Source organism: Rhodococcus sp. SG20037, assembly GCF_031763325.1.
Taxonomy (GTDB): Bacteria; Actinomycetota; Actinomycetes; order Mycobacteriales; family Mycobacteriaceae; genus Rhodococcus_F; species Rhodococcus_F qingshengii.
Genome location: NZ_CP134497.1, coordinates 6022389 through 6047647, shown reverse-complemented (window position 1 = coordinate 6047647; position 25259 = coordinate 6022389). Strand labels below are relative to the sequence as shown.

At 60.0% G+C, this 25259-nt stretch carries 22 protein-coding genes; 9 read left to right on the top strand and 13 right to left on the bottom strand.

All coding sequences use genetic code 11. From position 1 onward, the window contains the following. Positions 1-10 precede the first annotated feature (10 nt). Positions 11-772 carry an IclR family transcriptional regulator gene (locus tag RHP72_RS27940; RefSeq protein ID WP_003942865.1) on the top strand — a complete coding sequence of 254 codons (762 nt, stop codon included), beginning with the start codon at positions 11-13 and terminating at the stop codon, positions 770-772. On the opposite strand, the gene helR is transcribed toward RHP72_RS27940, so the two are convergent. Beyond that, the gene (gene helR / locus RHP72_RS27935; RefSeq protein WP_311094099.1) at positions 734-2956 is read right to left on the bottom strand and encodes an RNA polymerase recycling motor ATPase HelR; all 2223 of its coding nucleotides are present in this window, start codon (positions 2954-2956) and stop codon (positions 734-736) included. The genes RHP72_RS27940 and helR overlap by 39 nt on opposite strands. Before the next feature lie 281 nt (positions 2957-3237). On the opposite strand from helR, the gene RHP72_RS27930 reads away from it, so the two are divergent. Beyond that, positions 3238-3702 carry a hypothetical protein gene (locus RHP72_RS27930; protein ID WP_225320190.1) on the top strand — a complete coding sequence of 155 codons (465 nt, stop codon included), beginning with the start codon at positions 3238-3240 and terminating at the stop codon, positions 3700-3702. A 13-nt stretch (positions 3703-3715) separates the two neighbouring features. Here RHP72_RS27930 and RHP72_RS27925 read toward each other — a convergent pair whose 3' ends face one another. The 7 genes from RHP72_RS27925 to RHP72_RS27895 all read right to left on the bottom strand — a co-directional run bounded on the left by RHP72_RS27925 (position 3716) and on the right by RHP72_RS27895 (position 10903). Further along, on the bottom strand, positions 3716-4633 hold the full coding sequence (locus RHP72_RS27925; RefSeq protein ID WP_054188320.1) for a carbohydrate ABC transporter permease: 918 nt from the start codon (positions 4631-4633) through the stop codon (positions 3716-3718). Between the two features lie 8 nt (positions 4634-4641). Then, positions 4642-5592 carry a carbohydrate ABC transporter permease gene (locus RHP72_RS27920; RefSeq protein WP_054188319.1) on the bottom strand — a complete coding sequence of 317 codons (951 nt, stop codon included), beginning with the start codon at positions 5590-5592 and terminating at the stop codon, positions 4642-4644. Between the two features lie 9 nt (positions 5593-5601). Beyond that, a complete protein-coding gene (locus RHP72_RS27915) occupies positions 5602-6495 on the bottom strand; it encodes a phosphodiesterase (protein ID WP_311094098.1) in 894 nt (297 codons plus the stop codon). A 24-nt stretch (positions 6496-6519) separates the two neighbouring features. Further along, a complete protein-coding gene (locus tag RHP72_RS27910) occupies positions 6520-7272 on the bottom strand; it encodes a tyrosine-protein phosphatase (RefSeq protein WP_311094097.1) in 753 nt (250 codons plus the stop codon). Between the two features lie 50 nt (positions 7273-7322). Next, positions 7323-8648: an extracellular solute-binding protein gene (locus RHP72_RS27905; protein WP_311094096.1), complete on the bottom strand. Its 1326-nt coding sequence runs from the start codon at positions 8646-8648 to the stop codon at positions 7323-7325. An 82-nt stretch (positions 8649-8730) separates the two neighbouring features. Next, the gene (locus RHP72_RS27900; RefSeq protein WP_166502822.1) at positions 8731-9861 is read right to left on the bottom strand and encodes an ABC transporter ATP-binding protein; all 1131 of its coding nucleotides are present in this window, start codon (positions 9859-9861) and stop codon (positions 8731-8733) included. 163 nt (positions 9862-10024) lie between these two features. Beyond that, positions 10025-10903, bottom strand: coding sequence for a MurR/RpiR family transcriptional regulator (locus RHP72_RS27895; RefSeq protein ID WP_054826757.1), 879 nt, complete (start codon positions 10901-10903; stop codon positions 10025-10027). A 180-nt stretch (positions 10904-11083) separates the two neighbouring features. On the opposite strand from RHP72_RS27895, the gene RHP72_RS27890 reads away from it, so the two are divergent. From RHP72_RS27890 to RHP72_RS27880, 3 genes are all read left to right on the top strand, one after another. Further along, a complete protein-coding gene (locus tag RHP72_RS27890) occupies positions 11084-11320 on the top strand; it encodes a CsbD family protein (RefSeq protein WP_003943084.1) in 237 nt (78 codons plus the stop codon). 143 nt (positions 11321-11463) lie between these two features. Then, the gene (locus tag RHP72_RS27885; RefSeq protein WP_311094095.1) at positions 11464-13632 is read left to right on the top strand and encodes a catalase; all 2169 of its coding nucleotides are present in this window, start codon (positions 11464-11466) and stop codon (positions 13630-13632) included. Between the two features lie 87 nt (positions 13633-13719). Next, positions 13720-13989, top strand: coding sequence for a Rho termination factor N-terminal domain-containing protein (locus RHP72_RS27880; RefSeq protein WP_003943161.1), 270 nt, complete (start codon positions 13720-13722; stop codon positions 13987-13989). Positions 13990-14046: 57 nt separating this feature from the next. On the opposite strand, the gene RHP72_RS27875 is transcribed toward RHP72_RS27880, so the two are convergent. After that, complete coding sequence (locus RHP72_RS27875; RefSeq protein WP_007735689.1) at positions 14047-14352, bottom strand: hypothetical protein; 306 nt, start codon at positions 14350-14352, stop codon at positions 14047-14049. A 160-nt stretch (positions 14353-14512) separates the two neighbouring features. Here RHP72_RS27875 and RHP72_RS27870 point away from each other — a divergent pair, with 160 nt between their 5' ends. Beyond that, positions 14513-15661, top strand: a complete 1149-nt coding sequence (locus tag RHP72_RS27870) for a glutamate--cysteine ligase (RefSeq protein WP_311094094.1) — start codon at positions 14513-14515, stop codon at positions 15659-15661. A 77-nt stretch (positions 15662-15738) separates the two neighbouring features. Next, positions 15739-16266, top strand: a complete 528-nt coding sequence (locus RHP72_RS27865; protein ID WP_165638477.1) for a CinA family protein — start codon at positions 15739-15741, stop codon at positions 16264-16266. A 298-nt stretch (positions 16267-16564) separates the two neighbouring features. On the opposite strand, the gene RHP72_RS27860 is transcribed toward RHP72_RS27865, so the two are convergent. Next, on the bottom strand, positions 16565-17416 hold the full coding sequence (locus tag RHP72_RS27860; RefSeq protein WP_311094093.1) for a PHP domain-containing protein: 852 nt from the start codon (positions 17414-17416) through the stop codon (positions 16565-16567). Between the two features lie 547 nt (positions 17417-17963). Here RHP72_RS27860 and RHP72_RS27855 point away from each other — a divergent pair. Then, positions 17964-21797 carry a GTPase gene (locus RHP72_RS27855; protein ID WP_311094092.1) on the top strand — a complete coding sequence of 1278 codons (3834 nt, stop codon included), beginning with the start codon at positions 17964-17966 and terminating at the stop codon, positions 21795-21797. Next, the gene (locus RHP72_RS27850) at positions 21794-23401 is read left to right on the top strand and encodes a GTPase (RefSeq protein WP_287484905.1); all 1608 of its coding nucleotides are present in this window, start codon (positions 21794-21796) and stop codon (positions 23399-23401) included. Before RHP72_RS27855 ends, RHP72_RS27850 begins: the two co-directional genes overlap by 4 nt. A gap of 207 nt (positions 23402-23608) precedes the next feature. Here the strand turns inward: RHP72_RS27850 and RHP72_RS27845 are convergent, their stop codons facing one another. From RHP72_RS27845 to RHP72_RS27835, 3 genes are all read right to left on the bottom strand, one after another. Continuing rightward, entirely contained in the window at positions 23609-23971 is a 363-nt protein-coding gene (locus RHP72_RS27845; RefSeq protein ID WP_225320185.1) for a hypothetical protein, read from the bottom strand. Between the two features lie 88 nt (positions 23972-24059). Beyond that, entirely contained in the window at positions 24060-24497 is a 438-nt protein-coding gene (locus tag RHP72_RS27840; protein ID WP_165638476.1) for a hypothetical protein, read from the bottom strand. Next, on the bottom strand, positions 24494-25219 hold the full coding sequence (locus RHP72_RS27835; protein ID WP_054826724.1) for a TetR/AcrR family transcriptional regulator: 726 nt from the start codon (positions 25217-25219) through the stop codon (positions 24494-24496). Before RHP72_RS27835 ends, RHP72_RS27840 begins: the two co-directional genes overlap by 4 nt. Positions 25220-25259: the final 40 nt, after the last annotated feature.

The following is a 25259-nucleotide window of genomic DNA, read 5'->3' as shown; positions in this document are numbered from 1 at the left end:
CGCTGGGGAGGTGACTGGCAGCGCAAACCTCGACACCGTGCTCGGCAAGGCGGTGACGATCCTGCGCGCCTTCCGGGCCGACGACCACGTGTTGCCTCTGGCCACCCTGGTCCAGCGGACGGGCCTGCACAAGGCGACGGTGCACCGCCTGGCCAACGAACTGGTCGCGAACCGGCTACTCGACCGTATCGACGGTGGCTACCGGCTCAGCGGCGGCCTCTTCGAACTCGGCATGCTCGCCTCTCTCGAACGTAGCCTCCTGGAGATGGCGATGCCGTTCCTCCAGGACCTGTACGAGCGGACCCACGAGACAGTCCACCTGGGGGTCCGTGACGGCCACGACGTCGTATACGTCGCGAAGATCGGCGGCCATCGACAAGCCAACTCCCCGTCTCGGACCGGCGGCCGGATACCGCTGTATTGCACCGCAATCGGAAAGGCGCTCCTTGCTTTCTCCGACAACGAATTTCGCCGCGAAGTGTTGTCGGAACCGATGACGCGCCGAACCCCGCACACAATTGTTGCGCCCGGCATTCTCAATACTCAATTGAACCGAGTGGTCGAGACCGGTATTGCGTTCGAGCGCGAGGAATCAGCGCCGGGTCTCGCGTGCGTTGCGGCGCCGGTATTCGGAACCAATGACAAACCCGTCGCGGCCATCAGTGTCACCGGTCCCACCAGTCGCTTCGTCCCCGAGAGCCAGGTGTCCTACGTGCGCGCTGCTGCCGAAGGCCTACACAGCACGATCGCTCGCCGCGAACGATTGCGGTGATCTGGCCGTCCCGACCCGGACGAGCCCGGTCAATGCGTGCGGCAATGGCCCCTCGTGTAGGACGCCGAGACGTTGGGTCGCGCGGGTGAGGGCGACATAGAGTTCAGACGCACCGCGTGGGCCGTCGGCGATGATTCGCTCCGGTTCCACGACGAGCACGGCATCGAACTCCAGGCCCTTCGTTTCCGAAACCGGCACAGCGCCGGGCACACTCGCAGGTCCGATGACGACGCTCGTACCCTCGCGTCCGGCCTCGTCCTGATTGAATTCGTCGATGGCGGAGGCTAGTTCGTCGGCGGATATTTGTCTGGACCACGGCGCGATCCCGCAGGCGCGGACGGACTCGGGTGGCTGGACGTCTGGCGCGAACTCGGCGAGCAAGGCGGCGGCGACGCTCATGATCTCGGCGGGGGTGCGATAGTTCACCGACAGGGATCGGTAGATCCAGCGGCCGGGAACGTACGGCTCCATCATCGTCGCCCACGATCGGGCACCTGCGGGTGAACGTCGTTGCGTGAGATCACCTACCACCGTAAAAGACCGGTCCGGGCAACGGCGCATCAGGACTCGCCAGTCCATCTCGGACAGCTCTTGTGCCTCGTCGACCACGATATGCCTGTACGTCCAGTCTCGGTCAGCAGCAGCGCGTTCGGCGAGCTCCCGGGTATCGCGTTCGACGAAACGATCCGCCAGGTCCTCGGCGTACAGCATGTCTTGGGCGAGGAGATGATCCTCGTCGTCCATCAAGTCTTCACGACTGATCATCATGTCCAGCACGCCCGCTGCATACGCAGCCTCGTCGCGGCGTTCACGTTCGGCACTCTGGTCGACGGGCTTGTCCCGGCCGAGCATGTCCACCAATTCGTCGAGAAGCGGAACGTCGGACACCGTCCAGGCATCGCCCTCTCGGCGCAACAGTGTCTCGTCTGCGCCTGCCTTGCGTAGGCGTTCCGGCGAAGTAAACAGCTGTGTCAGTAGCTCTTTCGGTGTCAAGATCGGCCAGAGTGCGTCGAGTGCGGCGGCAAACGCGTCATTCTCCGCCAACTCTGCGGTCAGATCTGCGCGCACTTGTTCCCAGGCTTCACGGTCACTGCGTGTCAACCATCCCTTGCCGATCTGCGCTATCGCCCGCTCGGTCAGTGCCCAGGTGACGATTTCGGTGAACACAGTCCGAGCGTCGTTATGGGGGAGTCCGCTCGAACGAGCTTCTTCTCGGGCCCATTCCGCAGTTTCGGCGTCGATTCGCACTGTGACGTCCGCCAATTCGATCAACAACGGGTTCTCGGGCAAGCGCTGATGATCGGCAATCGCTGCGCCGAGAACGTCCAGGATCTTCAGCGAGCCTTTGAGCCCAGCGGCCTCCGGAGTGTCCTCGGCAGTGACGCGTAGACCGGGAACGAGATCACCGGTGGTCATGAACACCACGTCGGACTCGCCCAGCGAGGGCAGCACGCGGCCGATGTGGTTCAGGAACGCCGGGTTCGGCCCGACCACGAGAACGCCGTGACGTTCCATTCGCCCTCGCTGCGTGTAGAGCAGGTAGGCGACGCGGTGCAAGGCGACGACGGTTTTCCCGGTACCGGGGCCACCTTCGATCACCAGCACCCCGGGGTGTTCGAGTCGGACGATGTCGTCCTGCTCGGCCTGGATCGTGGCCACGATGTCGCGCATGCCCTCACCTCGCGGTGCGTTAACCGCAGCGAGCAAGGCGGAATCGCTGTGGGTGTCGTGTTCTGCGCCGTCAGGGCGCCCGAGTACCTCGTCGGTGAAATCGACCACGTGTCGACTGCGTGTGTGGAACTGACGGCGTCGACGCATGTTCTCCGGGTTTGCAGCGGTGGCAACGTAGAACGGGCGAGATGCCGGCGCCCGCCAATCGAGCAGCACCGGTTCGTAGTCGTTGTCCGCATCGAGAAGGCCGATTCGGCCGATGTACGAAGTCTCACCCGACAGCGAGTCCAACCGGCCGAAGCACAGGCCGTTGTCGGCTACGTCCAGCCTCTTCACCTCTTTGGCGAGCGCGCGCACCTCGGCGTCGCGTTCCATGAGTGCTTCGCCGTTTCCGCGCAGAGCGGTGTTGTACCTGTCCTTGACTCGGGCGCGCTCCGCATCGAGGCGAGCGTAGAGCCCCTCCACATAGTTCCGCTCGGATCGCAGTTCTTCTTCGTATCCCTGGGTTGGCACGTGCCCTCACTTCCGCTGGCTGTTCCGATCCCGTAGTGGGTCGTGCGGGATCGGAAGAGCCATTTTGCGGCACTACCCGGGCCTTGCCGCAAGGCCCCCGGTGCGATATACATTGGTAGTGGAAGGGAGTGTCGATCCTCCCCCGGCTTTTTCCCACAGATCCTCTCGCGACCCCCCAGCCTGATGCACGGCTCCCAGCCTGGTCGATGTTTGGACCCCGAGTGTCACGGGTACAAATCCAGTGACCGGTGTTCCAAAATCGGTTCCCCTCATGAACTTACGTGGATCGAGGGATTGTGAAGGCGATACTGGCAACGGCCGCGAGCATCCTTCTGGTGGTTGCCTTGGCCGTCGCCGTCTTGCTTCTCCTTTCCGGATCACCGCGCGAAGGTACTTCGCACGAGCTCGCCGATACGGTTCACACGATCGGTGGGAAGCCGACAACCTGCACCGAGTTGTTCGGTGAAACATGCAGCTTTGCTTTGCAGTCGGACTACAACCAGTGGGGACAAAACCTCGAGGGTTTTGTCAATGCCGGGACCCTCGGACCTTTCGCCCGCAGTATCGGCTTCGTGGCGGAGGCGAAACTGAGCTTGCAGGCATGCGAGGTCAGCGCAACCGCCGGGCGGACGATTCTCGATTTCTACACTCTCGCCGAGATCGACCACCCCACGGCCACCACCACCGACCTCTTCCCCTTCTGGAACGAGTCCCGCCAATTCCTGTGCCCGGTAAACAGTTTTTGAGAACGGGTGATCGCTACTTGAGGCCGGACTGAACAAATGCGTCGCGCACGTAGCGCTGAAGGAAGAGATAGATCAGGAAGATCGGCAGACACGCGAGTCCGGACGCCGCCATGATCGCACCCCAGTTGTTCCCCTCGGCGCCGAGGAAGCTACGGATACCGATCTGCAGCACGGAATTCGACTGACGCATGATCAGCGCGGGCCAAAGGTACTCGTTCCAGGCCGAGATGAACAGCATGATGCCGAGTGCAGCGAGAGCGGGCTTCATGTTGGGCAACACAACCTTCCACAGCGTTGCCCACGAGTTCTGTCCGTCGATCTGACTGGCGTCCAGTAACTCCCGTGGAAATGCCTCCATATGCTGACGCATCAGCAGAACTCCGAAAGCCGAGCACAAGTTCGGGATCACGATGCCTGCGACGGTGTTGAGCAAGCCCATCTGAGAAATGAGAAGGTAGTTGGGGATCATCGTGACCTGAAACGGAACCAGCCACGACCCGACGAAGAGCAGAAACAACGCTTGTTTGCCGAAGAAGTTCCACCGCGCGAACCCGTACGCGGCAAGGATTGCGACGAACAGCTGGCTGACCGACATGGCCAAAGCCATGGTGAAGGTGTTCACCATCATCGACGCCATCGGGATCGTGTTCCACACGTAGCGGAAGTTCTCGAGGCTGAAAGGCGAGGGGAGGGGACTCGCCGACAGAGAATCGTCGGGGCGACGAAAGGCCGTGGTGAACAGCCAGTAGATCGGGAAAATGCTGAACACGGTCACGGCCACGAGGACAACATGCCCGAGCACTCGCCGCGTTCGAGAGCGGGACCGGACCGGTCCGTCATTGTTCTTGCTCCGTTTGTCGAGGTGTTCCACCGCCGGAGTTGCACCGGGACCATGCGTCTGGCTGGGCGCGTCGACCAGAACAAATGCCATGTCAGTTCCTAATTGTCGTAGAAGCTCAGTCGGTCCGACAGGCGGACGAAGATGACGGCGATGATTCCGAAGCCGATGAAGAAGAGAGTGCCTGCGGCTGCTGACAGTCCGGCGTCGAAGTTCTGGAAACCGAACTGGTACAACAGGTAGTAGATGTTCGTGGACGCACCGCTCGGTCCACCCTGGGTGAGAATGTCGATCACGGGGTACGCCCACTGCGCACCCAGCAGAATCGTCATGAGGGCGAGGAAGACCAGTGTCGGGGAGAGCAGTGGCAGCGTTATCTTTCGGGTGATCGTCGCCTCGGATGCGCCGTCGAGTGACGCTGCCGAAGCGTAGTCCGGGTTGATGCCGGCAAGCCCAGCCGAGATGACCAGGACACCGAACCCGAGCATTTGCCATCCGACGATCACGACGACGCCTAGCAGTGCGAATTTCGGATCACGAAAGATGTTGCCCATCTCTATTCCCCACGTTGCGGCCACCCGTGGGATTGCGCCGCCGTCGGGATTGAAAAGCCAACGCCAGACGGCACTGCCCGCGATCGGTGTCACCAGGAACGGGACGAAGATCAGAGCTTGATAGATCGTCTTGGATCGTCCGGATATCCGCTTGGACACCAACGCGATTACGATCGGCAGCAACAGCGAGAACAGCATGAAGGCGAGTGTGTAGACCACGGTGTTCCGTAGTGCCTGATGCAACTCGGGCAACGAGAGCACACGCGTGTAATTATCTAGTCCTACAGCTACTTTGGGAGTGGTAGGAACCATGTTCCACTTGTAGAAGGACAGATTGACAGTCTCGCCGAGTGGCTTGTAGATCCACACGATCAACAACACCACAGCCGGCAGCAGGTACAGATAGGGCACCAAGGCGCGGGGCGCCAACCCGGAACGGGCCGGGCGCGCCGCTACGGCACACTCCGACCCGCCGGTGCTTGGAACTTCGACAAACATGTTCGAAACTCAATTCGCCAGTGCAGCAGAGGGACTGGACGAATTTCTCCCAGGAACCAGCTTGGAGATCGCCTCCGCAAGATACTCCGCGCTCATTTCGTATACAGTTGCCGACTCCTCTACCGGAACTACCGTGTGCAGAACCCGATCTCGGAACACATGGACCATGTTGAATGCCTGCGCACCGTCGCGGCCGCGCATGCTGCCCTTGCTCGCAAGAAGATCCTGTGTGTAGCAGGTCGCTGAGGCAACCGAGACGGGAATTCCGGCGAAGGTACAGGTGGTCGAGTAGTGCAGGTGGCCACCGAGGATACCGCGAACATCGGTTCCCTCGAGTACCGTGGCAAGTCTGTTCTGCTCCTTCAGTTCCACCAAAGTGAGCACATCCAGAACCGACGGGACTGGCGGATGGTGCAGCGCGAGAAGGGTTCCGTGTGGTGCGGGTACAGCCAGAACCTCTTCGAGCCAAGCGAGCTGTTCGTCGGTGATCAGGCCGTGATGGCTTCCGGGAACAGTGCTGTCCAACACGACGATGCGGAGGCCGTTCACGTCGACCACCGAGTCGACGGATTCCTGGGTCGGAGCGGCATCCAGCAGGCCGCTACGGAATGCCGGGCGTGTGTCGTGATTTCCCATGACCCAAATCACCTTTGCGCCTAGCCGTTCGGCGGCCGGTTCGACGATCCGGCGCAGTCGCACGTATGCCTCGGGTTCCCCCATGTCGGCCAGATCTCCGGTGAAGACGATAGCCTCAGGACTCTGGCCAGTCCGTTCCAGTCGCTCGAAGATGCGTGCCAGATTGGCATCGCTGTCCACGGAATCGTGGAGAAGATCTCCGTCGGTGACGAAGTGAGTATCGCTGAGGTGCAAGATGTAGTGATCGGGTTCGCCGTACTGGGACATGAAAAATTCTCCTTCAAGTGTGTGTCAGTTGACCAGTGCAAGATGTAGGCGGTCGAGTTCTTCGGAGCTCATTCCGTGGGCAAGAAGGTAATCGGACGCACTTCCGTACGAATCGTCGATGGTTTGCAGGCTTGCACGCATGAGCGCAGCCGGGCTTGCCCCGACGAGCTGGGCGAGGTTCTCCCCGTCGCCGATGCCGTATTCGCGCATCCTGACGGCCATGGCCGTTGCCCACTCGCCGGCCAACATGACCTCCGAGAGCGAATAGTCCGCGACGATGTCGCGGTAGTCAACGCCGACCGCTGCCAGAGCGAGTGCAACGACGAGGCCGGTACGGTCTTTGCCTGCCGTGCAGTGCACGAGTACTGCGCTGTCGTCGGACTCTGCTATTGCGCGTACAGCTCGAACCAGTCGGACACCGCATTGATCGATGACCTTCGCGTAGATTGCTGCGAGGTCCAAACTTGTTTCTCGAGAGTTCATTTCGCTCTCGAAGATGGGCAGGTGGAGTTGCTGGAGGTCAAGTCCTCCGAGAGCGTTCGGTGCTGTGTCCAACTCTTCCTGCTCGCGCAGGTCGATGACGAAGGCCAGCCCACGGGCACGGAGGATCTCGCGGTCAGCTTGATCGAGTCGATGAAGAGCGTCCGCACGAAAGAGCTTGTTCCACTTGGTGCTGAGGCCGTCGCGGGTAGCGTATCCGCCCACGTCGCGAAAGTTGTAGGTGCCGTTCAGGTCGAGCCGACGATTGGCCCGCTGAACCGGAAGAGCTGTAGTCATAGTTGTTCCCGATTCGGAAGTGATGTTCGCTGGAATTGGAATGGACCGTGTCAGCCGATCAAGGCCTGAGCCCGTTGCTGCGCGGCTTGCATGGTCGCTTTCGGGTCCTTGCCGTAGAACACGGATTCCTCGATGGCTTGCGCGAGAATGTCGTCGACCTGGACGTAGCTGTTGCCGGGGTACGACTGCCACGGCTGAAGCGAGTCGAGCTGCTTGAGGTTGGGCGCCAGTAGCGGATTGCTGTCGGCCCATGGCTTGAGTGCAGCAGGATCCTGTGTCAGCGAAGAGCGGAGAGGCAGGTATCCGATCTTGGTGGAGATCTGTGTGTACGCGTGATCGCTGGTCATGAATTTGATCAGTTCCCAAGCAGCGCGGGCCTTTGCCGGGTCTTGCGAGAAGACGGAGAGGACCGAACCTGAATTGGTGGGGACCGCTGCGTGCCCGTCGAAGGCAGGCATCGCGGTAGCGCGCAGATCCCAACCCGCCTTGGCCGCAGAACTGACAAACATGCCTTGCAGCGCAGACGTGTTGAGATCGATCGCGATGTCGCCCTTTGCGAAACCTTCGTACTGTGTGGCCGAATCCGCGTTCACCAAGACTCCGTCCTCGTAGAGTCCACGAAGCATGGAGACTGCCGACACTGAGGCAGGCTCGCCGAATTCGATGGTCTTGCGATCTTCGGACAACACACCCCCTCCGGCCGATTTGAAGAGTGCCTGCATACACCAGCTGCCACCCTTGACCGAACAGCTCACTCCGAGCGACGGCTTTCCTGTCTTGGCGGTCACTGCCTTTGCGGCAGTGGCAACCTTGCTCCAGGTGGAGAGATCGGTATCGGCCGGGAGCCCGGCCTCGGTCAGTGCGGTGGAGTTGTAAAACAATGTCGGGGTGGAGAACACGTACGGAACGCCGTAGGTTTCCCCATTCCAGTCGCCGAGTGTTGCAGCTCTGGGGTGGAAGGGATGGTCGCCGCCGAAGTTCGCCTGCACTGCGTCCTTGCCGACAAGGTCGTCGAGATTTCTTGCTTTCAGCGCGGTGACGGCGAAATCAAGAGTGTCGAAGGTCAATTGAGCGACATCGGGTGGCGAACCGGCGAGCATCTGTGTTTGCACGCTGCTCGCGGTGCCGGAACCGGCCGCACCACCGCTCTGCGGCGGCTGAGCTTTGACGTGAATGTTCGGGTAGGCGGCCTCGAAGTCGGAGATGAGACCGGTGACGGTGTCTGTCCACAAACCTGCCTGGGCAAGGTTGTAGGATTCGAAGACGATGTCGACCTGCTGATTCGGGTCGAGTTCCGGAACCTGTAATGCGGAATCGGAGCCGCCGGTGGTGGCACCTCCCGTGGCACATCCGGCAAGGGCGAGGGATGCCGCCAATGCTGTGGCGATCTTCCATCGTGTTTTGCGCCTGACAAATCTCCTGGTGGTGAAATGCAGTGTTCGAGGATGAGTGGAAGGTTCAGCTGAGAACAGGTGAATCGAGGTCCAATGTTGCTGGTATGTCCAGCCATTCGAGTCGCCGTCCGCTGGATCGGTCGAAGAGGTGAAGATGGCGCAGTTCGGCGGACAGCACCGCGGGCTGACCCTCGTGAAGTGCGATCGGTCGCGGAGCGCGCACGCAGATCGTGGTCGACCCGACCTGGCAGTATGCCACTTGCTCGCTTCCGAGGTTCTCGACCGAAGTGACGTCGACGGTGATACGCGCACCGGTTCCGGAATCCGTGCCTGGATGTATCGGTGTGAGGTGTTCGGGACGAATGCCGAGAACGACGTCGCGCGAATCGGTCTCCCCTGACCAGAGTGAGGCTTCGAGTCCTTCTGCCGAAATCCTCACTTGTCCGTCAGTCGAGAATGCTCTCGCATCAACAAGATTCATGGCTGGACTGCCCAGAAATCCTGCGACGAACACCGATGCCGGACGATCGTAGACATCCTCCGGGGTGCCGAGTTGCTCGAGCCTGCCATGGTTGAGCAGTGCGATACGCGTCGCCATTGTCATTGCCTCGACCTGGTCGTGGGTGACGTAGACGAAGGTGGCACCCAACCGTCGGTGGAGGTCGGTGAGCTCACGACGGGTCGCCGTTCTGAGCTTCGCGTCGAGATTCGACAGAGGTTCGTCCATCAAGAACGCCTTCGGATTTCGAACGATCGCGCGTCCCACCGCCACTCGCTGGCGCTGGCCACCAGACAATTCCTTCGGCTTGCGCTCCAGCAGATGTGCGATCTCGAGCTGCTGTGCTACCTCCTCGACACGCGCTACTGCGGAGGCTTTGTCGATCTTCTTCACCTTTAAGGGGAATCCGAGGTTCTTTGCCACGGAGAGGTGCGGGTAGAGCGCATAGTTCTGGAACACCATGGCGACGTCGCGTCGACGCGCGGGGGCGGTGGTGATGTCTTCGTCGTCGAGCAATATCCGGCCGCTGGTCGGTTCCAGCAGGCCGGCGAGCATCCTCAGCAGTGTCGTCTTACCGCAGCCACTGGGCCCGAGGAGGACCAGGAAATCGCCGTCACGAACATCGATGTCGATGTTGTCGACTGCGGTGACATCTGCGAACTTCCGACTCAGATTCTCTATTCGAATCCTGCCCATTGGCTTCTCCCGATGAAATGACGTTACCCAATCGCATCAAATTGGGGATTTTCGTTACATCGGAAGTTAGCCAGTCGAAGGTGAACGGTGATCGAACGCCGTCGTAAATGTCCGTAATTCTCAGGGCAACTATTCGGGCCGGAACGTATGGAGGCTCCGAATTTCAGCTATTGGAACCGTGATTGAGGATTCCGATCACATGCTCGAGGGTCTGGGCGGCAGCTTCCGCCGACCCGCCGCGTCGTTCACTGACGGCGATCTGGAGGCCGATCAGAAAGGTCAGCTGGATGACGGTTGCCGAAGCGCCGTGCGCGCCCCACGGCCCGGTTCCGCCACCGAGAACCAGGCCCATGTCGGCCAGTTCCACCAGTGGGGAACGTGCGTATCCGGTCACGCCGATGACGGTGGCGCCGGCCTCTTTCGCGGCATGGGCCGGTTGGAGGGTCAACGAGTTGAGTCCACTGTCACTGATCGCCAGACAGACGTCTCGAGAGGTGAGGTGGCGGGCTGTCAGCTGCTGCATCACTGCATCGGTGGGTGCTTCCGCGGTCCGTCCGTTCAGGATGAACCGCACAGCCACTGCGGATGCCGACGGCCCGGATACCCCGTTTCCCACAACGAGTACGCGGTCGGCGTCGGCGATGGCTTCGACGGCCTGGTCGAAAGCATCGCGATCCAGTGGTGTGAGTGCTCCGCCGAGATCGGCCGCCACTTCGCCGAATACCGCTTGCATCAGCCCGATGCTGTCCTTGGTGTGCGATGCATCCTGCACGCGTGATTCCGTTGCGCCGAGATCTCTGAGCAGCAGCATCCGCAGATGTTGAAAGCCTTTGAATCCGAGATTCTGACACGCTCGAATAACCGTTGCTGTCGACGTGGACGCGTGCTCGGCCACATCTGCCGCCGACCACCAGGCGAACTCCTTGGGCCGGGCTATGCAGATGTCCGCGACGCGTCGCTCGCTCGGAGCCAGGTTGGGCGCAAGCGCGCGAATCGTGGACAGCGTTCCGCCCACGGGGGGATCGGTCTGTAACTGGCTCATGAGCACTGAATAACACACGAGAGTGAACGGCACTCCCCTCGGTGGCCGCTTCTTGTACGCGTTGCGGCGTGTCGGTGCACGGATGTTTATGCGAATTTCGACGGGGTAGGGCCTTCTGTGGGGGATTCCTACCTGTGTGGGATCCCTGAGCAACAATCCGAAACGTATTGGAGGGTCAACGTGCCAGATGACAAGAGCGGTCCCAGCGAGGGAATCAAAGGCGTCGTAGAGGACGTCAAGGGTAAGGCCAAGGAAGCCGTGGGTGCGGTTTCCGGAAACGACAGTTTGACCCGAGAGGGCCGCGCCCAGCAGGACAAGGCCGAAAGCCAGCGAGAAGTCGCGAAGAAAGAGGCAGAAGCCGAGAAGGCTCGCGCAGAAGCGGCCGCGGACGAAGCGCGACAGAAGTCCGAGCAATAGCCCCTGACGCACTCGTCACCCTCGGCCTGGGATTGATCCCAGCCGGGGGTGAGTCGTGGCTCCGCGTTCAGTTTGAAATCTCTACTTACATAAGGCGTAACAAGATTCTTGCGCCCAGCATGACGATCAAGAGGAGCTGTTCGATGCCTTCATCTCAGTCCGTCCCAGGTGCACCGGCCCCGAAAGCGCCGGACCTGAAAGAGCCGGTCAAGCCTCGACAGCCGTTGCCGCCCAAGGATGACCAGCGGCAGCCGGAGGTGCGTACCGTCGCGGGTGCCGAGGAGAAGGTGAAGGGAAATGGTCGCGGCCAGCGGGGGGAGTACCTCACCACCGCAACCGGTACACGTCTCTACGAGACCGACCACTCACTCACTGCCGGCGAGCGTGGCCCGACTCTTCTTCAAGACCACCACCTGCGTGAGAAGATCACACACTTCGATCACGAGCGAATTCCGGAGCGCGTCGTCCACGCCCGCGGGGCGGCTGCACACGGAACGTTCCTGGCGAATGGCGCGGCCGAAAACATCTGTAAAGCATCGGTGTTCGCTTCCGGTGCTCGAACCCCGGTGTTCGTGCGGTTCTCGACGGTGCTGGGTTCACGAGGTTCGGCGGACACCGTACGCGACACACGCGGTTTCGCCACCAAGTTCTACACCGACGAAGGTGTCTTCGACCTGGTGGGCAACAACATCCCGGTGTTCTTCATCCAGGACGGCATAAAATTCCCGGACATCATCCATGCCGCGAAGCCCCACCCGGACCGCGAGATCCCGCAGGCGCAGAGCGCGCACGACACATTCTGGGATTTCGTGTCGCTGCACACCGAGGCCACGGCGCACACATTGTGGAACATGTCCGATCGCGGCATCCCGCGCTCCTATCGCATGATGGAGGGCTTCGGTATTCACACGTTCAGGCTCGTGAATGCCGACGGCGAGACGAATCTGGTGAAATTCCACTGGAAGCCGGCCGCCGGAGTGCATTCACTCGTGTGGGAGGAAGCGCAGATCGCCGGCGGTGTGGATCCGGATTTCCATCGACGCGATCTTGCCGACGCCATCGAGGCGGGCGCATATCCGTCCTGGGATCTGGGCGTGCAGGTGTTCCCTGATACCCAAGACGAAATGTTCGAAGGCATAGATCTATTGGATCCCACCAAGATCGTGCCCGAAGAACTCGCGCCGGTTCAGGTCATCGGAACGATGACACTCGACGCCAATCCGACGAACTTCTTCGCCGAGACCGAGCAGGTTGCATTCCATCCGGGTCACTTGGTTCCGGGTGTCGACATCACCAACGATCGTCTCCTGCAGGCACGTTTGTTCTCGTACCTCGACACCCAGATCACGCGACTCGGTGGCCCCAATTTCGATCAGATCCCGATCAACCGGCCTCACGCGCCTGTCAACGACATGCTTCGCGACGGCTTTCATCAGGACGGTGTACATACCGGAGTTGCGCCGTACCATCCCAATTCGTTGGACGGTGGGTGCCCGTTCTTGGCCTCGGCGGAGAGCGCGGCCTATATCGAGGTGCCCGAAGAAGTTTCAGGGCGAAAGGTGAGGCAGGCGCCGGCATCGTTCGACGATCACTTCTCGCAAGCTCGACTCTTCTATCGCAGTCTCTCCCCTGTCGAGCAGGAGCACGTCGCGCAGGCGTATACCTTCGAATTGGGTAAGTGCTACGAGGAGAACATCAAGACCCGGAATCTGGGCATCTTGGCGAATATCGACGCGGGTCTCGTGTCGATCGTCGCAGGGGGGCTTGGCCTTCCGGTTCCCGAACCGACCGAGCCGTTGAGTGATCCGGAGCTCAGCCCTGCACTGTCCCAGGTTGGTGCGGAATGGCCGGTAGACGGAAGGATCATCGCACTACTGGTCGATGAGAACTCCGATCTCGAAACGGTTGTCGCCGTTCGAGACAAGATCTTCGACGCCGGCATGGTGCCGCTGATCCTCGGCCCGCACGGCGGAACCATCGGGGACGGTGACGACGCGGTGACGGTGCAGCGATCCTACCTCACAGCTCGTTCGATCGAATTCGATGCAATCCTGCTGAGCGGCGACGTTTCTCGGATCGGCGAGGGCAAGTTGGATCCACGGGTGGAGACTCTGCTAAACGAAATGTATCGTCACAGCAAGGCAATTGGTGGTTGGGGAGAGAGCATGAGTGCGCTGGCTGCGGCCGGTATCGACGAGTCTGCATTGGGAGTCGTCGTCGATGCAGACGCGGAAGGAGCGCTCGCCTCGCTGGCTCAGCTTCTGAAGACGCACCGCGTGTGGGGGCGTTTCGAGGTGCCGCCTACATCCTGAGTGCCGACGTACGTTCGAACCTGCGGTGTGGCCGAATTGCCAGTTCGGCCACACCGTCGGAGTGAAGACGAGTGAAGGGACGAAACAGTGGCTCGCAAGGACTCACAACCTCAACTCAAGGATCAAGAACTCTACGAAGAGCTACGCGAGAAGGGCGATTCCAAGGAGAAGGCGGCCCGAATCTCCAATGCGGCCGCCAATCGAGGGCGGTCGAATGTCGCCAAGTCCGGCGGACAATCCTCGCCGTACGAGGAGTGGACAGTCGACGAGCTGAAGAAACGTGCCAAGGAACTCGATCTGCACGGCTATTCGAAGCTGAACAAGGGTGAGCTGATCGAGCAACTCCGCACTCACTGAGCTGTGTTCTGCTCGAGTCGTATTCTGCTTGTGCAGAATACGACTCGAGCGGTCGGTTCAGTGCCCTTCTTGATCGAAGAGTTCCTGACCTTCCAGTCGTTTGACCCGTCGGTGTTCCATCAAGATGGCCAGTGTTCCGACGATGAAGGACACCACACACACGACGCCGGCAATGACTGCCCAACCACGAAATCCGTAACCTGCTGCCACCAAGGTCAATCCGAGTGTTGCCAGACCCAGCCCGATCAGCAGGTATCCGGGATAGTTGCGACCGTCGCTGATTGCCTCCCCTACGTGCGATCGATTTGTGTGTTCGTCATCTACCGGTGAACTTTCGCTCGCGTTTGTCACGGCACACTCCATCCTGAGCTCATGAAGACTTGCGATTCTTCGCTCGTCGTCGGTCCACAGGGCAGCTACCCGATCGGTGACTGGATGAAACGGTCGGAGTAGTGCCGAAAGGGGTAGAAGGTCGTACGCTCGAAGTATCGGATGTGGATGAAAACCGGTGCGAGGAAGCCCTATGAACGCGAAGCCGACTCCCGACATATTCTCGGTAGGTACACCGACTCTCGGTGTCGAAGAGGAGTTCTTGCTCTGCGATCCGCAGACTGGACATCCCGCTCTGCGCAACTCCGAGGTTGCTGCCGCCGGGCGGGAACTCGGTATCTCGCTGCAACTCGAACTCACGCGCTGTCAGGTGGAGACGTCCACGTCGATCGGAAACCATATTCGTGATCTTCGTGATCAACTCTGTGAGTCGCGTGCCGTCACCGCCGACGCCGCTGCCCGTGTAGGTTGTCAACTCATCGCAGTCGGGACGCCGTTCTACGATCCGCCGGTGGACGAGATCACTCAAACGTCGCGATACCAGCGAATGGCCGGTCAATTCGGAGCGATCACCGAAGGTGTGATGTGTGGTTGCCACATTCATGTCGGTGTGGAAGATCGAGAACGATCGGTCCAGATCATCAACCATCTGCGCCCTTGGTTACCGACCTTGTTGGCACTGACGGCGAACTCTCCGATCAGCGCCGGTCGCGATACCGGTTATGCGAGTTGGCGTTACGTTCTGTTCGGCCGATGGCCCAGTTCGGGTCCGCCGCCCTACTTCGAGTCCGTGGCGCACTACGAAGATGCTGTTGCAGCAATGCTGGAGACAGGGGTCATTCTCGATCCACACATGGTCTATTGGGATGTGCGCATGTCGGATCACCTTCCCACCGTGGAGATTCGGATCAGCGACGTGCCCGCCACCGTGGAGGAGACGATGACTCTGGCCACACTGGTGCAGGCACTCGTCGGTACCGCATCCGCCGCGATCACGAAAGGTGAAGCAGCGCCTGCCGTCGATCACGAGCTACTCCGCGCGGCTTGCTGGCGGGCGGCGCGTGACGGACTCGACGGGAGGTCGTTGGACGTGGAGTCCGTGCGCTTGCTGACTGCACACCAAGCGGTTCGGCAATTGGTGGATCACGTCGAACCTGCGTTGACTGCATTCGGCGAGTTCGAGCAGGTCACGGCGTCCTTGGACAAGGTCTTCAGTAGCGGAAACGGGGCGATCGTGCAGCGCCGTCAACTCGCGCGTCGGTCACGTGTGGCTGATGTGATCGACGAGTGCGCTCGACGCACTTTCGAAGGGTGCAGTTCGCAAGGGGGCAGTGAACTGTAAGGCACGGTTGGAATGGGCATTCAAGAACTTTCAATGTCTTGTCGAAGTCACCGATCGGACTGCAGGAGGAGGAACATATGAAGGGCGATCCACGACCCGAGCTTCCGTCGGACAAGGATCTCGACGATATGTGCAGGCAATTGGCTGCGGCAGTAGAGGAACACGGTCTGTCGGTGGCGACGGCGGAATCGTTGACTGCCGGGAACATCGCCGCACATCTGGGAAAGGCGCCGGACGCCGGATCGTGGTTTTGTGGTGGGATCGTCGCGTACACCCGCGAGGTGAAACATTCCGTACTTCATGTTCCGGACGGGCCAGTGGTCTGCGAAGAGGCAGCCCGGGTCATGGCGCACAGCACCGCCACACTGATGGGTGCGTCGCTGGCGCTGGCCGTCACCGGTGAAGCCGGTCCTGATACCCAGGAGAACGTTCGACCCGGAACTGTGTGGTTCGGAGTCGTCGACCATGGGACCGCCGAAACGGAGAAGCAGGTATTCTCGGGCGACCCCGAAGCTGTCCTCGGTGCAACTGTCGAGCACGCGATCCAACTACTTCTGCGTCACGCATCCGGTCGCCTCACACCGAGTTCGAGAGTTGTGAACTAGTCGAGTTTTCAACTCTTCGAACGGTTCTTCTTCTGACGACCTGTGTGTTTCGCAGGCGCCTGCGCGGTTGGAACCAGATGACCGTCGGCCGTGTATTTTTCGACTACGAGGTTCTTGCTGACTCCTCGGTTCGCATCCACTGCGCAAGTGATTGCTTCCTTGTCGGAATTGAAAGGTTCCTCGGTCGAAGAGCCGTCGGGCATCGTGATTTTGTACCGATCCATACATCGACTATTGCGGGTTGATCCGTCTCCGACAACCCGAGTTCACGGAAATATCGGTCTGGGAATCAGGCGGATCAGCGGGTCCAATACTCTTCGGGACGTTGACCCGGACGGAATCCGTAGTGTGCGAGCATCGCGGTCGCTTCCGGAAAATTGGCTGCCAGAGCTTCGGGCACATGTGCATCGCTGCCGAATGTCACCGCTTTACCTCCCTCTTCGCTCCACCATTGGGGTATCCAGGGCCACAGCCGACGGGTGTTCATCTCGAGGATCCGGTCGCTGTCGGCGATGGCGCGCATCGCATTTCGGAATCCCTCTTCGAATCGACGGGGATCGAAAGGTCCGGCACTTTCGATCGGCCATGCACGCACCGCGTAGTCGATATGGGTGAACACCTCGAAGGTCCGAGAGTCAGCCACCATACGCGGGATCTCATCGAGGTATGCCCACATGACTTCGTCGGCGCTCCACGTTCGAAACAGAGTGTTCGGTTCACTCCGATCGTCGCCGACTTCGAGCGTGTGCAAGGAACCCAATACCCGGTCGATGACACCGAGATCAAGGAGGTGCGACGCCTGCGCTTCGTGCAGGTGCGGTTGTCCGAACTCGACGCCGGTGAGTATCCGCAATTCAGGAAAACGGTGTCGGCATCGTTCGATGCTGTCGAGATAGCCGTCGACGTCGAGGATCGGTGCGCGGACATAGCCGTCGGTGCTCAGCAGGTGATGTTGATGGGGCATCAGATCTGCGGCGGTTGTGCGCCACCGAGCATCGAAGTCGAGATGCTCGGTGAACACCAACGCCGGCAATCCGATTGCTTCGGCACGCGCGCAAGTCTGTTGCATTCGTCCGGATGCGTGCGACAGCGGTCCGCCGGTGTCCCACGACCACTCGCTGTGAACATGACTGTCCGCGGGTAGTTGCATGTTCAGTTCGTACCAGAACCGGGAGATATCAGTTCAAACCTTTTGGTCTGGCCGAGGAATCGAACTCCTCGCGGCAACGTGGGCAGGGAGTTGATGCCTACCCAGAAGGGCTTGTTGCTACCTTCGTGCGCCGTCGACACAGCACGCTCGTCGACATGTCTCGCTAGTTGACTCGCGAGGTTGTTCGCGAGTTTGTTGCAGTGGGGACAGTTTTCGCAGTAGAAAACCTGGGGTTCGTCGGGGCGGATCGCGCGTCGCATTTGAACTTCAGAGAGTGCAAACCGAGAAGGACGGAATCCTGTCGGTGGGGTCATCTAAGATGCAATCCAAATACCGATGCTCACGTCGGGAGACGGAAAGATTTGGGTGGCAGTCGGAATTAGGAATGCGTCGTTTGTTGGCGGTTGGTTAGTCATAGTGATTGTCCGTCAGTGCAGAACTTCGGTTCCCGCATTGCGTCAGCTATTCGAACCGAATCCAAGCGAACTGCAATGCGGAGTTCCGGATGCCTTTCCGATAGAGAGAACAGCCTGCGAAAGGGTCAGGAATGGTCGATGCTGGAGTGGCGCTGCAACACGCAGTGGAACGAGCCGTCGGTAGTGGCAATCGAGAATTGGAAGAACTCGACGCCTTGATCAGCTCTCTGGTCAAACAGTTTGCACTGCCTGCCGGAGCACATTCCGCGGCCACATCGGGAGCAGGTCTCAGCCCTGAGCTTGCCGAAATCGCAGACGGGTTCGAGCGCAGCCTTCGCACTCACTTGGCTGACCAGCGCCGCATGTTATCGACGTTCAACATTGCATTTTTCGGCAGAACCGGAGCTGGAAAGAGCACGTTGCTCTCAGCGTTCGGTGGGCTCGATGGTGGCTATGTCTCACCTGGTGAAAGCGATTGGACCACCGACGTCACAGAGATCGCATGGAATAGCTGCCGGTTATGGGATACGCCCGGGATAAATGGATGGGGGCGCACTCAGTCGAGGGTTGATCTCGAGGAAACCGCAAGGCGAGCCGTCGAGATTGCAGACGTGGTTCTCTTGTGCTTCGACAGCCAGAGCCAGCAAGATTCGGAGTTCACGAAAGTCTCTCAGTGGGTGCGTGCGTACGGAAAGCCAGCCGTGGCGGTATTGAACGTTCGCAACCTCCGCTGGCGACACCCCGCCAAGGTAGCGAGCCAATCTGCGCGCCAATCGCTGTCTCGCGCAGTTCGCGAACATGTCGATTCGATCGCAACAGAGTTGGCCAAGATTGATCTTCCATTCGCCCCGATCGTTGCAGTTCAAAGCCGCCGGGCATTGTTCGGTCGCGCGAGTACTCCGTTCAAAGGCCCCGCGGGACGGAATTTTCTGTCGGATCGTGAGCAATTTGGCGTGGAATACCTCACCCACTGGTCGAACTTCGGGGTGCTGGAAGAACTACTCGCTGCGTCGATAGTCGAGGGTGGTGCCGAGCTACGGCAAACCTCGCTGCGCGAGGGCTGCCGTGGTGTGCTTGACCTGACGGCCGACAGGCTCGAGCGAACGATTGCGGGCATAGAACCAAGAGTTGCTGCCGCGGAGCGCCAGATCGACCAACTCCTGGACGTCTTGGGGTATATAGACGGCGATGAGCGAGCAAAGTATCTCGGCCGTGATGATGGTCTGGATCTCCTGTCCGCTTTGGAAGACACGCGTGGACAGACGTTCACAGCAACTCCCGAAGGCACGCTCGATCGACATATGAGCCACCTGATCAAATCGCACCTGTCGGGACTTCGTGAAGCTTCTATCGTGAAATCAGACGAACTGGCAGCCACTGTTTTCGAGAGTGGCAACTCAATCGACGACGAATTGTTCAGTAATACAGTTTTCGCGATGAACGACATCCAAGCGGCAGTTGTGACGGTTTGGAACTCGAAGGCAGCATTCCTGATGAGGGAACTGAAGCTGGCGAGCGTCGACGAGGCGCCCGACATCACCGAATCGTCGACCGATTCGGCGACCTTGGATGGGCATGCAGGTCGTATGAAGTCGAACCTGGCCAGGTCCATGAAGATCGCCGGGATGGCCGCCGGTGGTGCGGCGGGTGCCATCTTCGTTCCAGCCGTCGCGAACGTCTGGAATCCTGTTGGTTGGGCGGGCGCGGCCGTTGCAGTCGGGTTGGGTGGCGCATCCCAAGCCGGTCGCTACATCGGCGAACGGGTCGCCGCAAGCACTGAAAAGCAGGGCGCTCTGGCAAGATTCGATTTCGGGCGGCAATCCAGATCTGCAGTTCATCGGACTTACGATCGGATCGAGCAGGAACTGCGCGAGCATGGACGAGATCTGTCTTGGCAAGCGGCAGAGCCCGTTCTGTCAGAACTGATGGGCGAAGCACTTGCGTTGCGAAAGGATCGGAAGGACGCAGCTCATCTGGCAGCTCGCCTCCGTCAGGCATCGGAGTCGCTTCCGCTGGCGACAGATGCAAAATCGGTTTTGGAACGTGCGCAAGCACGCGTCCTGGCCGACCATTCGGCGCTGCCGCCGGGCGAGGGTGGGGCTTCCGGAGCAGATGCGAGGGGCTCCGTATCCGGACGTAAAATCTGGTTGGGTGAAGATTGGTTCGAGTCCGGACCCCTGGACAAGAATGCGGTTGAGACGGAACGACTTCCGGTCTTCGTAGAACGGGACAACGTGGATCTGTCGAACCTGAAGCAGGCACTTTTGAAAGCATGGGACCTACCCGGTGATTCGTCTGTCGCCGAACTGATCCGAGAGATCGAGGACGCGACCGTCCTTGATGCGCAGATTCCAGGTGCTTCGCACCGCCAGGTAGCAATCAAGCCAGCCATCGTCGTGCTGGGTGACTACAGTTCGGGGAAGTCCAGTCTGATCAAACGTTTGTTGGTGGAGATGAGCGGTGAGGTTCCTGCGAACCTCCGTGTACGGGGTGGTGCGGCGACAAGTGCGGTTGAGCGTTACGACCTCGGACATATCCAGTTGCTCGATACGCCAGGGTTTCAGAGTGGCAATCGCGAACACGACGCCTTGGCGTTGAAATCTGCCGGCGAGGCTGCGCTTGTACTCGTCGTTTTGCACGTCAACTTGCTCATCGGCGACATGACTCTTCTCCAAGGGATTGTCGAAGGGACACACGAGACTGTTGCCAAAGGTACTCGAACGATCTACCTGATCAATCGATCTGATGAGTTGGGCGTCGATCCCACCGCCGCACCGGAGGACTTCCTTCTGTTGAAGGATCGCAAGAAGGCGGAACTCATTGCGGCGTTGGGTTCATGTGGGATCGAGGTGAACGCGAACCAGGTTCACGTTCTCTCCGGTGACCCGTTCGGAGAGATCGGCGCACGTACGGACGTCAGCCGTGAAGATTACGCGCAGCACCGCGATTGGGACGGTGTCGAACCCCTCGTGCGGATGCTCGACTCGTACTCGAGAAAATCGGGGAGTGCCGGTGTGAGCGGAGCACAGCTCGATACAGCAGTGAATATGCTGCTGCAGGGGCACAATCGAATTGAGCAGAAGGTTGCGGAGTTGCGGGGTGAGGAGACGGCCCGAACCTCGCTGGAACAGTCAATTCGAAACTGCCAGCAGGATTCCGAGTTACTGGAGAAGTCGCTTCGGCAAGATGCGCAGCGAGTCGTCGAGCCCTATGCGAATAGGTACACGGCTTACGCGGTTGGACAGGATCGTGGGGGTGTCGAGGACATTCCCGCCGCGTTGAACGGGTTGTGGGCGAATAGCGACCTCGACTCGGATATCGATCAGTTCATGATCAAAGCTCATCAAGAAATCGAGACTTGGTTCCGTACACACGCGTCGACAATCGGGCGTGAAATGGATGCGCTGGCCTTTACGACGGTGAGGCACCGTGCCGAGGATCCCGAATCAGAATTTATTGGTGTGGATGCGGGGAACATAGCTGCGGGTGCGGCCAAGGGAGGCTCTGCATTCGTGAGAGCGATTGCGAATCGCGACACGGTCTACGCCATCGGCAAGGGCATCGGGGTGAAGTTCAAGCCTTGGGGAGCTGTGAAAGCCGCCGGCAGGGTCGCAAAGGTTGCCCCGATCCTGGCCGCAGCCGGAGTGGCTGCCGATGCACACGCGATGGTCAAGGGTGAACTCTCAACGAATGCTCGTGAGGAGCAAAGGCGTGAGGCGGCGGGGGTCATCGAGGAGGCCGCAGCGGATCTCGTACATCAATTACTGAACGGCATGGATGAGAACGGGCCGATACCGGTCCTTCGTGTCTCCGCAGCCTCGTTGTCCGAATACGCGAAGTTGCTCGAGAGTCAGCGACTAGTCGCAGCCGATGAAGAACGCGCGCTGATGGATACGCTCTCGAAGGTCGAACGGTTACTGTCTCAGGTTGAAAATCTGCGCGAATGCGAACGGAGCGGTGAATGAACGACATCGATGTGCTGAAGGTCAACGAATGGCTGGCCAGCCTGCCCGGTGGTTCCCTCGCAGAGAACTATGCCGAACAATGGCAGCAATTCGACTCGATCGATGCGCCTGTGTTTACGATCTTCGGATCGTACGACACTGGCAAGAGCTCGCTTATCCGACGTCTGTTGGTGGATAGTGAAGTGAGGGTGCCGGATTGGCTGACGATCAGTGCCCGGCACGAGACATTCGACGTCAATGGTGTCGAGCTGACAGGCGTCGTTCTGCGGGACACGCCGGGTCTGGCAATTGGGGCGAAAGATGCTCGGGGCGTGATGAACACGCAACGTGCAACCGAGGCAATAGGTTTAACCGATATAGCAATCATCACCGTCACAACGCAATTGGCAACCGGTGAACATCAGGTGCTTCGTGAGATCGTCGGGAGCGGATGGACGTCCGATAGCCTTTGGTTCTCCATCTCCAGGTTCGACGAAGCGGGGATCGATCCGGATGATGATCTCGAGGGGTACAGGCAACTGGCGGCTCGAAAGGCAGTGGAACTATCCGAATCATTGGAGTTGTCGGCCGAGTACCCCATTTTCGTTGTCGCCCAAGATTTTGCTCAGATGGCAGGATCGGCGAGGGATGTCGATGCCGAGGTTTGGGACGACTCACGTCAGTGGGACGGTATGGATGCCCTCTCCGCGGCGATCAAGAGAGTCGCGGCATCTGACTTTGTTGCGCTGAGAGCGTCGACTGAGCGACGGTACTGGCGCCAAACAGTCGCCAGAATTGTCGCTGAGTTGAGAACTCAGCTGGATGCTTGTGCCCCGCTTGCTGCTCAGGCCGACGCCACAGCAGGTCGTCGTCGTCAATCGCTTGTCGCACTCGAAAGTGTCGACTCCGCGGCCAGAGACGACCTACGCGGTGCGTTGGGGGAAGCTACCCGAAGGGTCGTAGAAAGTGGAGTACTGGACCAATCGGAAGTGGTTGCGATCCTGCGGCCCACTCTTGTCGATTGGTTCGGTAAGCACCAACGTGAATTGGATCGATTGCGTCAGGATGTAGGGAAATCGGCGGAGCGCCAGCGAAATCAGCCGTCTTGGGGAAAGCTTGAAGGGCTTGTGGCGAAGATCGCCGATAGCAATGAACCCGCTGCTGCGGTCCAACTCACCGCATTTGCCCCCCACGTCAGTATGGTCGGAGCGTTGTTGATCAAGCGATTGCGCGACTTCGAGCGTGGCCCGAAGGGAGCATCTTCCGGAAAAGGTGCAAATCGGGGCTCGGCCAGTCGATGCTCTGAGCAGAATGCGTGGTCGTTGAGCGACGGCGCCGACATTGCCGCCTTCCTGTTACCGATAGTTGTTCAAATCGCCGCTTGGGTTGACGAAGTTCGCATGAATCGGGCAGTGGCTTCACAGGAGCAGAAGTCGCGGGACGAGCAGCGGGGTAAGTTGACTGCCGCGGTGAGCGCAATCGCGCTCGATTCGTGGAGTGAAGCTATTTCCGAAGTTCGGAACGAAATCGACGATGCCGGTGTGCATGCAGAACTATCTGAAGGACTTCATGATTCGATCGCGAAATTGCAGATCGCAATATCCGAGGGCGAGGGTTTGTTGTAGGCGAGTCCACCTCGAGACGAGCAGCTGGTGGGCACGGCAATCGTGGCGTGTAGACGCTCGGCCACTGCTTTTGTCCGGTGAAATCGTCGTCGGCACGCTCTTTCGGGGCCTACCAAGAAGGGACTGCCGCACCACGTGCGAAAATGGTTGCCGCGAAACGTGTTCGACCATCGTTGCGGCAATCTCTTCGGTGGATTCTAGGTCGAGCTACATGTTGGGTAGGACCACCACGAAGAACCAGCCGCTCAGTGCCAGACCGATGAATCCGGTGAAGAGGCCGACTATTGCATCCCATGGCAGCTGGCGGGCATTCGAGAGCAGATGCCCGCCAGACTTCTTCGGGTGACGTCGGAGCGCGAAGATTCCTGTTGTGATCGCGCCGACGCCCAGCAGGATGCCGAAGCCGAAAGCCCAGAACAGGAGTACCGACAGCGCGCCGAGCATCTCCGACCGCTCACTCCAGCGTGCGATGCGCTGTGTTTCGGTGGGCGGAGGCCACTTGTGTGAAGGCGACAGAGCTGCTCCGAAACGACGGGTGTGGTGACGAATTGACTGGTCGCTGAGAAACATTGTCCACCACGCCTGGAGTTGAGTCGATGTGCCGCTGGTATCTACTCGTCTACCCCGTCTTCGTGGATATATGCCGCTGATTTCGAGGCTAGGTGCTTGCCGCTTCTTCCCAGCAGTTTCCGTTCCACACGATGGAGATGGGGTATTCGTTGTTGACCCCGTTTTCCCAGTAGTCGATGACGCCGTGGCGCTCCGATTCGAGTTCGATCCAGCCGATGCTGAATCCCCCTCGAAGTACGCGTTGAGCCCGGCGGTCGATCTTGTCCAGTGAACTGCAGAGTCCTCGCACGCGGGAGTCGATCCAGCCCGCAGAGGCATCAAGAACGGTGATCTCGACGATGCTCGCGTCGCTCAGCGGAATCTCGATGAGAAGCTCGCCGGAATCTCGTACCTCTCGGGTCGATCGATTCTCGTAGGCGTGCAACAGCTCTCGCGGTTCGAACACCGAAGGGTCGCCGTCGGACCGTCGAGACCAACCGAAACGCTGCACGGACACATTGTCTCCCACGAATTGCAGGAATGTCATTCGATGTGAATGAGGCCGTCCAGGGCGTCCAGTACCCGGTCCAGCCCGAACTCCCAGGCCGCCTCGGGGCTGTACGGGGAGTTCTTGGCCTCGCCGGCCGCCCCTCCGACTCGCTGCGCCAGCGGGAAGTCGTCGCCGAGATAAGCAGCCAGACGCTGGTTCCAGGACGACCACACCTCGGCCATGTCGGCTGCTCGGGGGTCAGGGCGCCGCGCTTGCGCCGAGGATCGGGCGAAGTCGGCGACAAATGTCAGGGCGGAGTCCCGGTCGATGTCGCTCAGTCCCGTGCCGTCGAAGGCGTGAAGTTCGTGGTCGTACTTCGCGATAGTTCCCGGACCCAACGCGGAGCGCTGATCGGAGATGTCCAGGAGCCACCAATGCTCCGTATAGAGGACAAGTTCTTCCTCGGCGACCCGACGCACACGTTGGCGCCAGGTCATGTTCCCGTACGGCAGGAGTGGGCTGTGTCCGTGTACGGCGTCGACCATGAGCACCAGCAGATCGTCGCGGGATCCGACGTGGGTGTACACCGCCATGCCCGAGATTCCGAGTTCGGCGGCCAATCGGCGGACCGTCACGGCGTCGAGGCCGTCGGTATTCGCGACGGAGATCGCGACGCCGACCGCCTGTGAGGTGGTGACCTTCGCCCGCGGGCCGCGGGTGCCACCCTTCGGTGCGAGGGGGTGATCGCGCCAGAGCAGGTCGATCAGTTCGCGGGCCATCAGTCGTCTCCAGAAATCGGGAATACCTCAACGGTGGTAT

Coding starts and splice junctions, on each gene's coding strand:
- RHP72_RS27925 (WP_054188320.1), bottom strand. CDS start 4,633: ATGGCATTTGTTCTGGTCGACGCGCCCAGCCAGACGCATGGTCCCGGT.
- RHP72_RS27920 (WP_054188319.1), bottom strand. CDS start 5,592: ATGTTTGTCGAAGTTCCAAGCACCGGCGGGTCGGAGTGTGCCGTAGCG.
- RHP72_RS27915 (WP_311094098.1), bottom strand. CDS start 6,495: ATGTCCCAGTACGGCGAACCCGATCACTACATCTTGCACCTCAGCGAT.
- RHP72_RS27910 (WP_311094097.1), bottom strand. CDS start 7,272: ATGACTACAGCTCTTCCGGTTCAGCGGGCCAATCGTCGGCTCGACCTG.
- RHP72_RS27900 (WP_166502822.1), bottom strand. CDS start 9,861: ATGGGCAGGATTCGAATAGAGAATCTGAGTCGGAAGTTCGCAGATGTC.
- RHP72_RS27895 (WP_054826757.1), bottom strand. CDS start 10,903: ATGAGCCAGTTACAGACCGATCCCCCCGTGGGCGGAACGCTGTCCACG.
- RHP72_RS27885 (WP_311094095.1), top strand. CDS start 11,464: ATGCCTTCATCTCAGTCCGTCCCAGGTGCACCGGCCCCGAAAGCGCCG.
- RHP72_RS27875 (WP_007735689.1), bottom strand. CDS start 14,352: ATGGAGTGTGCCGTGACAAACGCGAGCGAAAGTTCACCGGTAGATGAC.
- RHP72_RS27870 (WP_311094094.1), top strand. CDS start 14,513: ATGAACGCGAAGCCGACTCCCGACATATTCTCGGTAGGTACACCGACT.
- RHP72_RS27865 (WP_165638477.1), top strand. CDS start 15,739: ATGAAGGGCGATCCACGACCCGAGCTTCCGTCGGACAAGGATCTCGAC.
- RHP72_RS27860 (WP_311094093.1), bottom strand. CDS start 17,416: ATGCAACTACCCGCGGACAGTCATGTTCACAGCGAGTGGTCGTGGGAC.
- RHP72_RS27855 (WP_311094092.1), top strand. CDS start 17,964: ATGGTCGATGCTGGAGTGGCGCTGCAACACGCAGTGGAACGAGCCGTC.
- RHP72_RS27850 (WP_287484905.1), top strand. CDS start 21,794: ATGAACGACATCGATGTGCTGAAGGTCAACGAATGGCTGGCCAGCCTG.
- RHP72_RS27845 (WP_225320185.1), bottom strand. CDS start 23,971: ATGTTTCTCAGCGACCAGTCAATTCGTCACCACACCCGTCGTTTCGGA.
- RHP72_RS27840 (WP_165638476.1), bottom strand. CDS start 24,497: ATGACATTCCTGCAATTCGTGGGAGACAATGTGTCCGTGCAGCGTTTC.
- RHP72_RS27835 (WP_054826724.1), bottom strand. CDS start 25,219: ATGGCCCGCGAACTGATCGACCTGCTCTGGCGCGATCACCCCCTCGCA.